The organism is Cellulomonas sp. KH9 (assembly GCF_900114185.1).
Lineage (GTDB): Bacteria > Actinomycetota > Actinomycetes > Actinomycetales > Cellulomonadaceae > Cellulomonas.
In genome coordinates this window covers 56,477-69,340 of record NZ_FOSE01000004.1, presented here as the reverse complement: position 1 = coordinate 69,340, position 12,864 = coordinate 56,477, and the positions used below count along the sequence as shown (strand labels likewise).

The following is a 12,864-nucleotide window of genomic DNA, read 5'->3' as shown; positions in this document are numbered from 1 at the left end:
CCGCACCCGCGCGGCGATCCTCCCCCATGTCCCGTCCCGCCGCACCCACACGACGGGACACCGCCCCGGCGCCGGCCCGATCGGCCCGCACGCCACGGTGAGCGCCACGCAGCCGAGCGGCCCGTCGACCCCCGGAACGCGAGAGGTCGATCCAGCACGGGGCTGGATCGACCTCTCACGACCGTGTCGAGGAGTCAGCGCGCCGCCGAGCCCTCCTGGTAGTCCGAGTCCGAGGGCTTGACCCACGCGAAGAGCTTGCGCAGCTCGCGGCCGACGGGCTCGATCGGGTGGTTCTGGCCCTTCTCGCGCAGCTCCGCGAACTCCACGCCGTCGTTGTCCTGGTCCGCGATGAAGCGCTCGGCGAAGGCACCGTTCTGGATGTCCGCGAGGACTGCCTTCATGTTCTCCTTCACCTCGGGCGTGATGACCCGCGGACCGGAGACGTAGTCGCCGTACTCGGCCGTGTCCGAGACCGACCAGCGCTGCTTGGTGATGCCGCCCTCGAAGATGAGGTCGACGATCAGCTTGAGCTCGTGCAGCACCTCGAAGTACGCGACCTCGGGCTGGTAGCCCGCCTCGGTCAGCGTCTCGAAGCCGTACTGGATCAGCTGCGAGACACCGCCGCAGAGGACGGCCTGCTCACCGAACAGGTCGGTCTCGGTCTCCTCGGTGAACGTCGTCTTGATGCCGGCGGCGCGCAGGCCGCCGATCGCCTTGGCGTACGACAGCGCGAGGTCCCACGCCGCGCCGGACGCGTCCTGCTCGACCGCCACGATGACCGGGACGCCCCGCCCGTCGGCGTACTCGCGACGGACGAGGTGGCCCGGGCCCTTGGGGGCGACCATGAGCACGTCGTGGTCCGCAGCGGGCTTGATGTAGCCGAAGCGGATGTTGAAGCCGTGGCCGAAGACCAGGGCCGCGCCGTCCTTGAGGTTCGGCTCGATCTCGTCGCGGTAGACGATGCGCTGGACCTGGTCCGGCGCGAGGATCACGACGACGTCGGCACCCGCGACGGCCTCGGTCACGGAGGCGACCTTCAGGCCCTCGTTCTCGGCCTTCGCCCGCGACGAGGAGCCCTCGCGCAGGCCGACGGTGACGTCGACGCCGGAGTCGCGCAGGTTGAGGGCGTGCGCGTGCCCCTGGCTGCCGTAGCCGATGACGGCGACCTTCTTGGACTGGATGATCGACAGGTCGGCGTCGTCGTCGTAGAACAGCTCAGCCACGGTGGACTCTCCTCGGTGTGGGGGGTGAAGCGTGCGGATGGTGCGAGCGGGTGGGGGCCGTCAGGCCGAGCGGCTCACGCGCTCGAGCGCGCGGTCCGTGATCGAGCGGGAGCCGCGACCGATGGCCACGGTGCCGGACTGCACGATCTCACGGATGCCGAACGGCTCCAGGGCGGCGAGCAGCGCGTCGAGCTTGCCCGGGCCGCCGGTCGCCTCGATGACGACCGTGTCCGGCACCACGTCGACGACGTGGGCACGGAACAGCTGGACGACCTCGAGGACGCCGGTGCGCTGGGTGACGTCGGCCTTGACCTTGACGAGCAGCAGCTCGCGCTGGACGGACGCGGCGTCCTCGAGCTCGACGATCTTGATGACGTTGACCAGCTTGTTGAGCTGCTTGGTCACCTGCTCCAGCGGGAGCGCGTCGACGTCGACGACGACCGTGATGCGGCTGATCTCCGTGTGCTCGGTGGGGCCCACGGCGAGCGAGTGGATGTTGAACGAGCGCCGGGCGAACAGGCCGGCGACGCGCGTGAGCACGCCGGGCTTGTTCTCGACGAGGACGGACAGGGTGTGGCGGGTCATCGCTCTTCTACCTTCCTCAGTCCTCGCGGTCCCACGCGGGGCTGATGCCCCGCGCGTACTGGATGGCGTCGTTGCTGACACCGGCGGCCACCATCGGCCACACCATCGCGTCGCGCGACACCGTGAAGTCCACGACCACGGGACGGTCGTCGATCTCCATGGCGCGCTGGATGGTGGCGTCCACGTCCGCCCTCGTCTCGCACCGCAGCCCCACGGCCCCGTAGGCGTCCGCGAGCTTGACGAAGTCCGGGACGCGCACCGTGCCGTGGCCCGTGTGCAGGTCGGTGTTGGAGTAGCGCGACTCGTAGAACAGCGTCTGCCACTGGCGGACCATGCCCAGCGAGCTGTTGTTGATCACCGCGACCTTGATCGGGATCTCGTTGATCGTGCAGGTGGCCAGCTCCTGGTTGGTCATCTGGAAGCAGCCGTCGCCGTCGATGGCCCAGACGGTGCGCGACGGGTCGCCCACCTTCGCCCCCATGGCCGCCGGCACCGAGAAGCCCATCGTGCCCAGCCCGCCGGAGTTCACCCAGGCGCCCGGCCGCTCGTACTTGATGAACTGCGCCGCCCACATCTGGTGCTGACCGACGCCCGCGACGTAGATCGACTCGGGGCCCGAGATCTCGCCGATCCGCGAGATGACGTGCTGCGGGGCCAGGTGGCCGTCCGACGGCTCGTCGAACCCGAGCGGGAAGGTCTCCCGCCACGCGTCGAGCTGCTGCCACCACGCCTCGAGGTCGGGGCGTCCGTGCTGGGCCTGCTCGCGCTCGAGCTCGGGCAGCAGGTCGGCGATCACCTCGCGCAGGTCACCGACGATCGGCACGTCGGCTCGCTTGTTCTTGCCGATCTCGGCCGGGTCGATGTCCGCGTGGACGACCGTGGCGTTCGGCGCGAACGACGACAGCAGACCGGTGACCCGGTCGTCGAAGCGGGCGCCGAGGGCCACCACGAGGTCGGCCTTCTGCAGTGCCGCGACGGCCGCGACGGTGCCGTGCATCCCGGGCATGCCCAGGTGCTGCGGATGGGAGTCGGGCAGCGCGCCACGCGCCATGAGCGTGGTGACGACGGGGGCGCCGGACAGGTCGGTCAGGCGCCGCAGCAGGTCGGACGCGCCCGCGCGGATGACGCCGCCGCCGACGTACAGCACGGGCCGGCGCGACGTCGCGAGCAGCCGGGCCGCCTCACGGATCTGCTTGACGTGCGGCTTGGTGACCGGGTGGTACCCGGGCAGCGAGATGTCCTGCGGCCACGAGAAGGTCGTCGTCGCCTGCATCGCGGACTTGGCGATGTCGACCAGCACGGGGCCCGGACGGCCGGTCGAGGCGATGTGGAAGGCCTCGGCGATCGTGCGCGGGATGTCGTCCGGGTCGGTGACGAGGTAGTTGTGCTTGGTGATCGGCAGCGTGATGCCGACGATGTCGGCCTCCTGGAACGCGTCCGTGCCGATCATCGAGGCGCCGACCTGACCGGTGATCGCGACCATCGGCACGGAGTCCATGTTGGCGTCCGCGATGGCGGTGACCAGGTTGGTCGCCCCCGGTCCCGACGTCGCCATGGTCACGCCGACCTTGCCGCTCGCGTAGGCGTAGCCGGCCGCGGCGTGCCCGCCGCCCTGCTCGTGGCGCACGAGGATGTGCCGGACGCGGCTCGAGTCCATGAGCGGGTCGTACGTCGGCAGGATCGCGCCACCGGGGATGCCGAAGACGACCTCGGCCCCCGCCTCCTCCAGCGAGCGGACGATCGACTGCGCCCCCGTGACCCGCTCGGGCCCGACCTGCCGGGGTGCGGCGGCCGCCGCCTCGGCGGCGCGGGGCGCGGCCTCGGTGGCGGGGCGCACGGGGCGCACGGCTGTGCGCGGGGGTGCGGGGTGCGGACCCTGGACCATCGTCGTCTCCTGCGGGTCGAGTGCGGGTGGGGTCGTCCGGTGCGGGTGCTGCGCCGGGCGGACGCCGGGCACGAAAAAGCCCCTCGACCCGGGCACCGGGATGGACGAGGGGCGAGCGCGCGCGACGAGCGACCTGTGCGGGTGGCGTCAGCCGGCGCGCTCAGGAAGTACTACGAGGATCGTCTGCACACGGGCGACCATACGCCCGCCGCCCGCCCGTGTCACATCCCTCTCCGTGCGTCTCACATGCTGGTTCACGTGTCCGCTTCATGGACGCGTCATGGCCGTCGGCGTGTCCTGACCTGCTCCTGGGCGTCGCGGCAGGGCCCCGTCCTACGGTGAGGGCAGCCCACGGCCCCCACGACGAGGAGCACCCGATGGTCGCACCGGACCGCCGCCTGGTCGTCGCCACCGTCGTCGCGACGCTCGTGACGCTGACGGCGTGCGCCCGCGACGTCGCGCCCAGGCCCTCCGCGACGCCGCCGTCCGCGACCGCCGCACCCGGCGCCGGCACCACGCCGGCGCCCCCGTCGACCCCCGTACCGACCACCGTGGCGCCGCCGACGACCGATCCCGCCGGGACGGCCTTCGCACCCCCGGGCACCGAGCTCACGCACGAGGGGGACGCCACCGGCTACGTCGTCACGCAGGTCCGCGTCGGCGAGCACCCCGGGTACGACCGCGTCGTCTACGAGCTGGCGGGCGGCGAGGGCACGCCCGGTTACCGCGTCGGCTGGGTCGACCGGGCCGTCGAGGACCCGAGCGGCGCGGTCCGCCAGGTCGACGGGGACGGGATCCTGCAGGTCCGGCTGATCGGGACCACCTACCCGGTCGACGGCGGCGCGCAGGAGCACGCCGGCGACGTGCGCCCCGACGACGGCCACATCGAGCAGGTCGTGCGCCCGCTGACCTTCGAGGGCATGACCCAGTCGTTCGTCGGCGTGGACGACGGGCCGCGGCCGGTCCGCGTCACGCTCCTGCAGGACCCCGTCCGGGTCGTCGTCGACGTCCAGGACTGAGCCGGCGTCAGCGGTAGGTGACGGGCACGTCGCGGAACGTCGGGCCCTCGGGCCCCATGACGACGTCGAGCGCCTCGACGCGCACCTCGGGCGCGGTGTACCACGCCTGGTACAGCACGGGCCGACCCTTCACGGTCTCGGCCCGCACCGCGTCCGTGTGCCAGTCGTCCAGCACCTCGTACCGCACCAGCGACGTGACGTCGCCGACCACCGGGTCGCGGTCGAGCATGGCGTCCAGCGGGATCCGCTCGTCCGGGTCGGCGCCCGCGCCGCCGAGCGGCGTGAACGCGACACGCAGCTCCATCACCGGTCCGTCGACGACGAGCGCCTGCACCGCGATCCGCGTGCGACCCGGGTAGCGGCCCGACCCCGGCACCGTGAGCTCGGCGACCCCGCCGCCGTCGCCCGCCGTGACGACCTCACCGTCGAACGCCACCGGGACGGCCGGCTCGTCGCGCTCGGCGCCCGTGCACCCGGCGACGAGCACCACCGCGGCGACGAGGCGCACGATCCGGCCGCCGCGCCTCATCGCTCCACCTCCACGTCGACCCCGGTGATGACGGGCAGCCCGTCGCCCAGCACCACGTCCACCGCGGAGGGATCGCCCACCAGCCGCGGGTAGCTGATCGTGAACCGCCGCGGGGCGGACAACCGCGTCCCCACCTGCTGCCCCTCCCCCGCCCACGCGTCCGCGAGCCGCCGGACGCGGACCTCGCCGTACCGCAGCAGCCCCTCGCGGTCGACCAGGACGGGGTCCCACGCGACAGCGGCGCTCCCCGAGCCCTCGTCGAGGGCCTCGTGCAGGTCGGGCAGGTCCGCGGCGGGGCGTTCGGCGCCCTCGAGCCGGACGATGAGCGACAGCTGCGTGACGGCACCGCGCACGACCAGCTCCTCGACGCCGACCACGACCTCGGCACCTGCGACCGTGACGGCCGGGAAGCGGACCTCGTCGCTCGTGACGGCGTCCGTCGGCAGCGGCAGGACGTGGGCCGACGTCGCCGGGCGCGGCGGCGGCGCGCGCACCGGCTCGGGCGTGGGCGTCGGCGTGGCACCGGCGACGGACCGGTACCGCAGCTCGACGCGCCGGTTGGTCGCGCGCTGCTCGGGGGCGTCGTCGCCGAGCTCCTCGACCGCGGGGCGCGCCTCGCCGTACCCGACGACCGTCAGGGCGAGGTCGGGGCGCACGGAGCGCACGGCGTCGGCGACGGCCGCGGCACGGCTCTCCGACAGCGCCTGGTTGCGCTCCGGCGTGCCGACGGAGTCGGTGTGCCCCTCGACGGCGACCTCGGCGCCGTCAGGGACGTCGGACACCAGGCGGCCGATCTCCGCCCGCGCGGCGTCGGAGAGCGACGCGTCGTCGCCGGCGAACAGCAGGTCGGCCGCGAGCGCCACGACCGTCTCCCCGTCCTCCTCGTCCCGCGTCGCCAGAGGGGTGACGCGCAGGGAGAGACCGCTGTAGTCGTCCGCGGAGAAGCGGAACCTCTCCGGGTCGCCGACCCGCACGGACTTCTCGCGCACCTTCGCCGTGACGGCGGGCAGCTCACCGAGGCTCATGGGCCCCGGCGGTGTCGGCGCTGCCGCGACCAGCAGCAGGCACAGCGGGGCCGCGACCAGGTGCCGGCGCCTCACCGTCGCACCACCGGCACGCGCGCGACCGACCCCCAGGACGGGTCGACGACGAGGTCCAGGGTCTGCACCTGGTCGCCGGGCGCGGCGAACCACGCCTGGTAGACGACCGGCTCGCCCACGACCGTCTCCGCATCCAGGATCGCGGTGTGCCGCGGCTCGGACGGCGCCCCGAGCACGTCGTACGTCGTGAGCGTGCGGACGTCGCTCAGGACCGGGGTGCGGTCGAGCAGCTGGTCGACGCGGATCGGCCGGTGGTCGAGCGCCTCGTCGCCGCCGAGCGGCGTCAGCGTCAGCCGCAGCTCCATCGCGTCGCCCTCGACGTGCAGCGGGTGCACGGCGACACGCACCTCGCCGTCGTACCGGCGACCCTGGGGCGCCGTGAACTCCACGACGGGGTCCCCCACGTCCGCGGGGGTACCGCCCGTGCACCCGGCGAGCAGCAGCAGGGCACCCAGCCCCGCGCCCCGCACGACACTCCGCCTCACGCACGCACCTTTCGCCGGGATCGCGGCGGTCACGCTACACGCCGACCCCCGCGGCCGACGGACCCGTCACCCGGCCGGGCGACGGCGCCACCCGATCAGGGGTGGACCACCGCCCCCTCGAGCCCGGTGGTGACGAGCGCGCCCACGCACAGCGCGGCGACGAGCATGACGAGCGGGAACGGCGCGCGGCTGCGCGGCCGCACCACGGCGACCACGCCCGCCACGCACGCCACCGCCACCGCGAGCACGCCCACGACGACGGTCGCGCCGCGGGGTGGCCCGGGCGGACCGACGACCGCCACACCGACGGCCACCGCGAGGGTCGCCGGTGCCAGGACGGCGGTCGCGCGGCGCCCCATCCGGTGCGGCAGCCCGCTCACCCCGGTGGCGGCGTCGTCGTCCAGGTCCGGCAGGACGTTGGCCAGGTGCGCACCGATGCCCAGCAGCGCGCCGACCGCCACCAGCCAGCCCGCCGGCCGTGCGTCGCCGGGCAGCGTGAGCACGACGAACGCGGGCAGGGCACCGAAGGCCACCGCGTAGGGCAGCCACGAGGCGACGGTCGACTTGAGCCCCAGGTTGTAGGCCCAGCCCATCGCGACGACCACCAGGTGCGCGACGACGGCCGCGGCGCCGGCCGGCACGGACAGCGCGACGCTCGCCGCGACGGCGACGAACGCGGCGGTCCGCAGCCCGCTCGCGGTCACACCACCGGACACGACCGGCTTGTCCGCACGGCCCACGGCGACGTCCCGCGCGGCGTCCAGCCAGTCGTTCGACCAGCCGATCGACAGCTGGCCCGCCAGGACGGTGCCGAGCACCAGCAGCACCGTGCCGGCGGGCGCACCCACGGCGACGGCGAGCGCCGTGCACAGTGCCGTGACGACGACCGTCGGGCCGAGGTGGGACGCGAGCAGCAGGGCGGTGAGACGGCGCCCGGCGCGCGGCCGTCCCGCGGCACGGCCGGGGTCGGTCGAGGTGTCGGGCACGGGGCGACGGTAGCCTCCCCGCGCCGTCGGCCGGAGGGCGTGGCACGATTCCGGACATGTCGCGTGTCGTGGCCGTCGCCCCCGCTCTGCCGGGACCGGCGCACGACCAGGGCACGATCAGCGAGATCGTCGCCCCGCTGGTCACGGGCTCGGACGCGGCCGCCGCCCGCCTGCTGCGGCGCGTGCACGCGGCGAGCGGCGTCGCGACGCGGCACCTGGCGCTGGCCCCGGAGGAGTACGCCGGGATCCGCGACTTCGGCCACGCGAACGACCTGTACCTGCGTGTCGGCACCGACCTCGCCGAGCGTGCGGCCGCCGACGCGCTCGCCCGCGCGGGCGTCGCCGCGCACGAGGTCGACCTCATCCTGTTCACGTCCGTGACGGGTATCGGCGCGCCGTCCGTGGACGTGTCGCTCGTCCGGCGGCTCGGCATGCGGACCGACGTCCGCCGGATGCCGTCGTTCGGCTGGGGCTGCGGCGGCGGCGCCGCGGGCCTCGCCCGCGTCCACGACTACCTCGCGGGCCACCCGCACGACACCGCGCTGCTCGTGTGCCTCGAGCTGTGCTCCCTGACGCTGCAGCACGGCGACCGCGGCCCCGCGTCGCTCGTCGCGAGCGGCCTGTTCGGCGACGGCGCAGCCGCCGCCGTGGTCGTCGGCGAGGCGCACCCCGCCGCCCCGACGGCCGCCGGACCGCAGGTCGTGGCGACCCGCAGCCGCCTGTACGCCGGCACGGAGGGTGCGCTCGGCTGGCAGATCGGGTCGTCGGGATTCCGCATCGTGCTGTCGTCCGCGCTGCCGGACGTCATCCGCACGGAGGTCGGCGCGGACGTGGAGGGCCTGCTCGCGGCCCACGGCCTGAAGGTCGACGACGTGACGCGCTGGGTCGTGCACGCGGGCGGGCCGCGCATCCTCGACGCGGTGGGCGACGCGCTGGGCCTGGCGCCCGAGGCGCTCGACGCCAGCCGCGCGTCCCTGGCCGCGGTCGGCAACCTGTCGTCCGCGTCGGTGCTGGACGTGCTCGACCGCACGCTGCGCGACGGCGCCCCGCCCGGGTCGGCGGGTGTGCTGGTGTCGTTCGGTCCCGGTGTGAGTGCCGAGACGGTGCTCCTGCGATGGTCCTCGACGGAAGGCTGACGACGTGCTCACCCTCTACTTCGTGGTCGTCGGCCTGACGGCCGTGGAACGTCTCCTCGAGCTCGTGGTCTCGCAGCGCAACGCGCGGTGGTCGATCGAGCGCGGCGGCGTCGAGAGCGGGCTGGGACACTTCCCGGCGATGGTCGCCCTGCACACGGCGCTGCTCGTCGCGTGCGTGGTCGAGGTGCTCGTGGCCGACCGGCCGTTCCTGCCGTGGCTCGGCTGGCCGGCCCTCGCGCTGGTCGTCGCCAGCCAGGCGCTGCGCTGGTGGTGCATCGCGACGCTCGGGCCGCGCTGGAACACCCGCGTCATCGTGGTCCCGGGCCTGTCCCTGGTGGACCGCGGCCCGTACCGCTGGTTCCGGCACCCCAACTACGTGGCGGTCGTCGTCGAGGGCATCGCGTTGCCGCTCGTCCACACCGCATGGGTCACGGCCCTGGTGTTCACGGTGCTCAACGCCGTCCTCCTGCTGCGCTTCCGCATCCCGGCGGAGGAGCGCGCGCTGCAGGCGGCGACCGTGACCGCCTGACACGTGGCCGACACCGACGTCCTCGTCGTCGGCGGCGGCCCGGTGGGGCTGGCGGCGGCGATCGAGGCGCGGCGCCACGGGCTCGACGTCGTCGTCGTCGAGCCCCGCCCGGGGACCGTCGACAAGGCGTGCGGCGAGGGCCTCATGCCCGGTGCGATGGCGCTGCTGCGGGAGTGGGACGTCGACCCCGCGGGGCACCCGATCACCGGCATCAGCTACCGCTCCCCCGCCGGGCACGTCGACCACCGGTTCCGCGGCACGGCCGGGCGCGGCGTGCGTCGCACGACGTTGCACGACGCCCTGCGCGAGCGCGCTGCCGACCTGGGTGCGGTGACGGTCGCGCGGCGCGTGGAGGACGTCCGCACCGTGCCCGGGGGCGTCGTCGCCGGCGGCGTCTCGGCGCGGTACCTGCTCGCGTGCGACGGCCTGCACTCGACGGTGCGGCGGCGCCTCGGCCTGGAGGCGCCGGCGACGGCACGCCCCGGCCGCCGCCGGTACGGGCTGCGTCGGCACTACCGGCTCGCGCCGTGGACCGACCTGGTGGAGGTGCACTGGTCGCCCGTGGCGGAGGCGTACGTGACGCCCGTGGCGCCGGACCTCGTCGGGGTGGCGCTGCTGGGGCCGCGCGGGGCGGACCTGACCGCGGCGCTCGCCGCGCTGCCCGAGCTCGCCGAGCGGCTCGACGGTGCGACCGCCGGCCCCGTCCGGGGGGCGGGCCCGCTGCGGCAGCGCAGCACGCGCCGCACGGCCGGACCGGTCCGGCTGGTCGGCGACGCGTCGGGCTACGTCGACGCCCTCACCGGCGAGGGCCTGCGCGTGGGGTTCGCGCAGGCGCGCGCGGCCGTCGCGACGCTGGACGACCCCGCGGGGTACGAGCGCGCCTGGTGGGCGGCGACCCGTGACTACCGGGTGCTGACGTCGGGCCTGGTCGCGTGGGCGTCGTCGCCGCTGCGCGGGGCGCTCGTGCCGACGGCGCGGCGCCTGCCCGGCGTCTTCGGGGCCGTCGTCGAGCGGTTGGCACGCTGACCCGGCGCGCGGGCGGGTCGGCGAGGGTCAGGCCAGGTCCGGCTCCGGGTCCATGTCGAACGCCGGCAGCCCGTCGATGCTGGTGCGGTTCTTCAGCCGGCGGTACGCCGCGCGCCCGTCGGCGCCCTTGCGGGCCATGTACGGCGGCAGCAGGTCGCGCTCGCCCCGGTAGTCCATGAGGGGCACGCCGTACCCGCACGAGTCGGAGACGCGGTCGACGTCCACCACGACGACGGCGCGCACCCCGCGCGACTCGTCCAGCCCGCCGTCGAACCGCGCGAGCAGGTCGTCGAACCCCTCGTCGTACAGCGTGACGAACCGGCCGCGGCCGTGCAGCCGCACGATGTCCGGCGGGCCGTCGAACGCGCAGAACATCAGCGTGATGCGGCCGTTCTGGCGCAGGTGCGCGATGGTCTCCGACCCCGAAGCGGTGAGGTCGAGGTACGCGACCGTGCGGTCGTCGAGCACCGCGAACGTGCCGCCGACGCCCTTGGGCGACACGTTGACGTGCCCGTCGGGCCCGCTCGGCGCGGTCGCGACGAAGAACACGTGCTGCGCCAGCAGCCAGGCGCGCATCCGGTCGGTGATCTGCTCGTGCACCTGTGCCATCGGGTCACTCTGCCCGAGATCGCCCGGTGCGCGCCGGTGCGTCCCGGGGGCCGGACGCGCTCACTCGCGTGTGACGGGGACGTCCGCGATCACCGGCAGGGCGGGGTCGAGGACGACGTCCACGGTCCCCTCCTCCGCGAGCAGGCGCGGGAAGGTGACGACGAACCGGTGGACGGAGGAGATGTCGGAGCTGACGACGTCCCCCTCGCCCTCCCACTCGATGACGCCCCACACGAGGGTCAGCGCGGGGTACTGGAGGAGCCCGGCGCGGTCGACGAGGGTCACGTCCCACGACGTCTGGTCGAGCGCACCGAACAGCCCCGGCCTGTCGATCGCGGCGACGCCCGGACCCGCGAGCTCGACGAGGAGCGACAGCTCGGTGACGGCCCCCCGCACGCGGACGTCCTCGACGCCCACGACCAGGTCGAGCCCCGGGTACCCCGGAGCGGGGACCCGGGTCTGCGCGACGGCCGTCGCCTCGGCGGCCGGCCCCCGGACAGCGGGGGTGGTGCCGGTGCGTGACGGCGCGGGGACCAGCGGGGTGGGCGTGGCGAGCGCGGTGGGGCTCGGGGCCGCTGCCACGGCGTCGTACCGCAGCTCGACCCGGCGGTTCTGCGCGCGGTCCTCGGCGACGTCGTCGCCGCTCTCCTCCACCTTGAGCCGGGTCTCGCCGTACCCCGTCGCGGTGACGGCCAGGTCCGGGCGCGCGGTGCGCACCACGTCGGCGACCGCGGTGGCCCGCCGGTCCGAGAGGTCCTGGTTGTGCGCGTCGGACGCGACGGAGTCGGTGTGACCCTCGACCGCGAGCGCCGCCCCGTCCGGCACGTCCGCGAGCAGGGCGGCGATCTCGTCGGTCGCGCTCGGCGGGACGGTGGCGTCGTCGACGGCGAAGAGGATGTCGGTGGCGAGCGTGACGACGGTCTGCTCGCCCTGCGTCTCGGTCCCGGCGAGGGGGCGGATCCGCGCGTCCTCGGAGAAGTCCAGGACCGCCTTGTCCAGGCTCTCGTCCGAGAGCCGGACGACGGCCCGCTCGAGCGCGTCCTGCGTCACGGCGGGGAAGTCGTCGACGGTGAGCACCGGCGCCGACGCCGGGGTGGCGGCGGTGAGCAGCACCGCGACGACGGGCACCACGAGACCCGCGCGGCGCACGCTCATCCTCGCGTCACCGGGAGGTCGGTGACCGTCGGCCACGACGGGTGCAGGACGAGGTCGAGCACGTCGACGTCCTCGTCGGGGGCCGGGAACCACGCCTGGTAGAGCACCGGCTGGTCGACGACGGTCTGGGCGGCCACGGGGTCCGTCTCCATCGTGTCGTTCGGGATCCCGATCACCTTGTACTGGGTGAGCCGCTCGATGTCGCTGAGCACGGGCGAGCCGTCGAGCATGGCGAAGACCGAGATCCTGTCGTCGTCGGCCTCGTCGTCACCGCCCAGGGGCGTGAGGGTGACCCGCAGCTCCATCGTGCGTCCCTCCACCGTCAAGGGCTGCACGGCGACGCGGACGTCGCCCCCGTAGCTGTACGTGCCGGGTGCGGTGAACTCGACGACCGCCTCGCCGTCACCGACCGACACCAGGCCCGCGGTCGACCCGGTGGGGCCCGCCGTCGGAGCCGGGGCGTCGTCCCCGGTGCACCCCGCCAGGGCCACGGCCGCGACGAGCGCCGCCCCGACCAGCACCCCGCGGGGCCCACCTGCGCTCTTCGTCCCGTTTCGCACGGGTCGTGACGGTAGCAGGTCGGCTACCGGGCGCCCG

Annotated in this window: 14 protein-coding genes; 4 read left to right on the top strand and 10 right to left on the bottom strand. The window is 74.7% G+C overall.

Annotated features, from left to right (window positions below):
• Nucleotides 1–194: 194 nt before the first annotated feature.
• The 3 genes from ilvC to BMZ16_RS13110 are packed head-to-tail and all read right to left on the bottom strand — an operon-like array spanning nucleotide 195 to nucleotide 3,693.
• A complete protein-coding gene (gene ilvC / locus BMZ16_RS13120; protein WP_089801249.1) occupies nucleotides 195–1,223 on the bottom strand; it encodes a ketol-acid reductoisomerase in 1,029 nt (342 codons plus the stop codon).
• Between the two features lie 60 nt (nucleotides 1,224–1,283).
• Nucleotides 1,284–1,808: an acetolactate synthase small subunit gene (gene ilvN, locus BMZ16_RS13115; RefSeq protein ID WP_089801247.1), complete on the bottom strand. Its 525-nt coding sequence runs from the start codon at nucleotides 1,806–1,808 to the stop codon at nucleotides 1,284–1,286.
• Between the two features lie 16 nt (nucleotides 1,809–1,824).
• Nucleotides 1,825–3,693 (bottom strand): acetolactate synthase large subunit, encoded by a 1,869-nt coding sequence (locus BMZ16_RS13110; protein WP_089802052.1) that lies wholly within the window; start codon nucleotides 3,691–3,693, stop codon nucleotides 1,825–1,827.
• A gap of 377 nt (nucleotides 3,694–4,070) precedes the next feature.
• On the opposite strand from BMZ16_RS13110, the gene BMZ16_RS13105 reads away from it, so the two are divergent.
• Entirely contained in the window at nucleotides 4,071–4,712 is a 642-nt protein-coding gene (locus tag BMZ16_RS13105) for an AMIN-like domain-containing (lipo)protein (RefSeq protein WP_089801245.1), read from the top strand.
• Between the two features lie 7 nt (nucleotides 4,713–4,719).
• Here the strand turns inward: BMZ16_RS13105 and BMZ16_RS13100 are convergent, their stop codons facing one another.
• The 4 genes from BMZ16_RS13100 to BMZ16_RS13085 all read right to left on the bottom strand — a co-directional run bounded on the left by BMZ16_RS13100 (nucleotide 4,720) and on the right by BMZ16_RS13085 (nucleotide 7,812).
• Nucleotides 4,720–5,241, bottom strand: coding sequence for a hypothetical protein (locus tag BMZ16_RS13100; RefSeq protein WP_089801242.1), 522 nt, complete (start codon nucleotides 5,239–5,241; stop codon nucleotides 4,720–4,722).
• Nucleotides 5,238–6,341 (bottom strand): OmpA family protein, encoded by a 1,104-nt coding sequence (locus BMZ16_RS19815; RefSeq protein ID WP_089801240.1) that lies wholly within the window; start codon nucleotides 6,339–6,341, stop codon nucleotides 5,238–5,240. Before BMZ16_RS19815 ends, BMZ16_RS13100 begins: the two co-directional genes overlap by 4 nt.
• On the bottom strand, nucleotides 6,338–6,826 hold the full coding sequence (locus BMZ16_RS13090; RefSeq protein ID WP_143082836.1) for a hypothetical protein: 489 nt from the start codon (nucleotides 6,824–6,826) through the stop codon (nucleotides 6,338–6,340). Before BMZ16_RS13090 ends, BMZ16_RS19815 begins: the two co-directional genes overlap by 4 nt.
• A gap of 95 nt (nucleotides 6,827–6,921) precedes the next feature.
• On the bottom strand, nucleotides 6,922–7,812 hold the full coding sequence (locus tag BMZ16_RS13085; protein WP_089801237.1) for a UbiA family prenyltransferase: 891 nt from the start codon (nucleotides 7,810–7,812) through the stop codon (nucleotides 6,922–6,924).
• Nucleotides 7,813–7,868: 56 nt separating this feature from the next.
• Here BMZ16_RS13085 and BMZ16_RS13080 point away from each other — a divergent pair, with 56 nt between their 5' ends.
• From BMZ16_RS13080 to BMZ16_RS13070, 3 genes are read left to right on the top strand one after another with little or no spacing between them, the layout of a single operon-like run.
• On the top strand, nucleotides 7,869–8,948 hold the full coding sequence (locus BMZ16_RS13080) for a type III polyketide synthase (RefSeq protein ID WP_089801234.1): 1,080 nt from the start codon (nucleotides 7,869–7,871) through the stop codon (nucleotides 8,946–8,948).
• A gap of 4 nt (nucleotides 8,949–8,952) precedes the next feature.
• The gene (locus tag BMZ16_RS13075; RefSeq protein WP_089801232.1) at nucleotides 8,953–9,477 is read left to right on the top strand and encodes an isoprenylcysteine carboxyl methyltransferase family protein; all 525 of its coding nucleotides are present in this window, start codon (nucleotides 8,953–8,955) and stop codon (nucleotides 9,475–9,477) included.
• Between the two features lie 3 nt (nucleotides 9,478–9,480).
• Nucleotides 9,481–10,503, top strand: coding sequence for an NAD(P)/FAD-dependent oxidoreductase (locus BMZ16_RS13070; RefSeq protein ID WP_089801230.1), 1,023 nt, complete (start codon nucleotides 9,481–9,483; stop codon nucleotides 10,501–10,503).
• 27 nt (nucleotides 10,504–10,530) lie between these two features.
• Here BMZ16_RS13070 and BMZ16_RS13065 read toward each other — a convergent pair whose 3' ends face one another.
• Genes BMZ16_RS13065 through BMZ16_RS13055 form a run of 3 tightly spaced genes read right to left on the bottom strand, consistent with a single transcriptional unit; the run spans nucleotide 10,531 to nucleotide 12,827 of the window.
• The gene (locus BMZ16_RS13065) at nucleotides 10,531–11,112 is read right to left on the bottom strand and encodes a pyridoxamine 5'-phosphate oxidase family protein (protein WP_089801228.1); all 582 of its coding nucleotides are present in this window, start codon (nucleotides 11,110–11,112) and stop codon (nucleotides 10,531–10,533) included.
• Nucleotides 11,113–11,172: 60 nt separating this feature from the next.
• Entirely contained in the window at nucleotides 11,173–12,267 is a 1,095-nt protein-coding gene (locus BMZ16_RS13060) for an OmpA family protein (RefSeq protein WP_089801226.1), read from the bottom strand.
• Nucleotides 12,264–12,827, bottom strand: coding sequence for a hypothetical protein (locus BMZ16_RS13055; RefSeq protein WP_143082835.1), 564 nt, complete (start codon nucleotides 12,825–12,827; stop codon nucleotides 12,264–12,266). Before BMZ16_RS13055 ends, BMZ16_RS13060 begins: the two co-directional genes overlap by 4 nt.
• Nucleotides 12,828–12,864 lie beyond the last annotated feature (37 nt).

Excerpts from the sequence above, each read along its gene's own strand:
- BMZ16_RS13060 (WP_089801226.1), bottom strand. The coding sequence starts at position 12,267 with ATGAGCGTGCGCCGCGCGGGTCTCGTGGTGCCCGTCGTCGCGGTGCTG.
- BMZ16_RS13110 (WP_089802052.1), bottom strand. The coding sequence starts at position 3,693 with ATGGTCCAGGGTCCGCACCCCGCACCCCCGCGCACAGCCGTGCGCCCC.
- ilvN (WP_089801247.1), bottom strand. The coding sequence starts at position 1,808 with ATGACCCGCCACACCCTGTCCGTCCTCGTCGAGAACAAGCCCGGCGTG.
- BMZ16_RS13065 (WP_089801228.1), bottom strand. The coding sequence starts at position 11,112 with ATGGCACAGGTGCACGAGCAGATCACCGACCGGATGCGCGCCTGGCTG.
- BMZ16_RS13100 (WP_089801242.1), bottom strand. The coding sequence starts at position 5,241 with ATGAGGCGCGGCGGCCGGATCGTGCGCCTCGTCGCCGCGGTGGTGCTC.
- BMZ16_RS13105 (WP_089801245.1), top strand. The coding sequence starts at position 4,071 with ATGGTCGCACCGGACCGCCGCCTGGTCGTCGCCACCGTCGTCGCGACG.
- BMZ16_RS13080 (WP_089801234.1), top strand. The coding sequence starts at position 7,869 with ATGTCGCGTGTCGTGGCCGTCGCCCCCGCTCTGCCGGGACCGGCGCAC.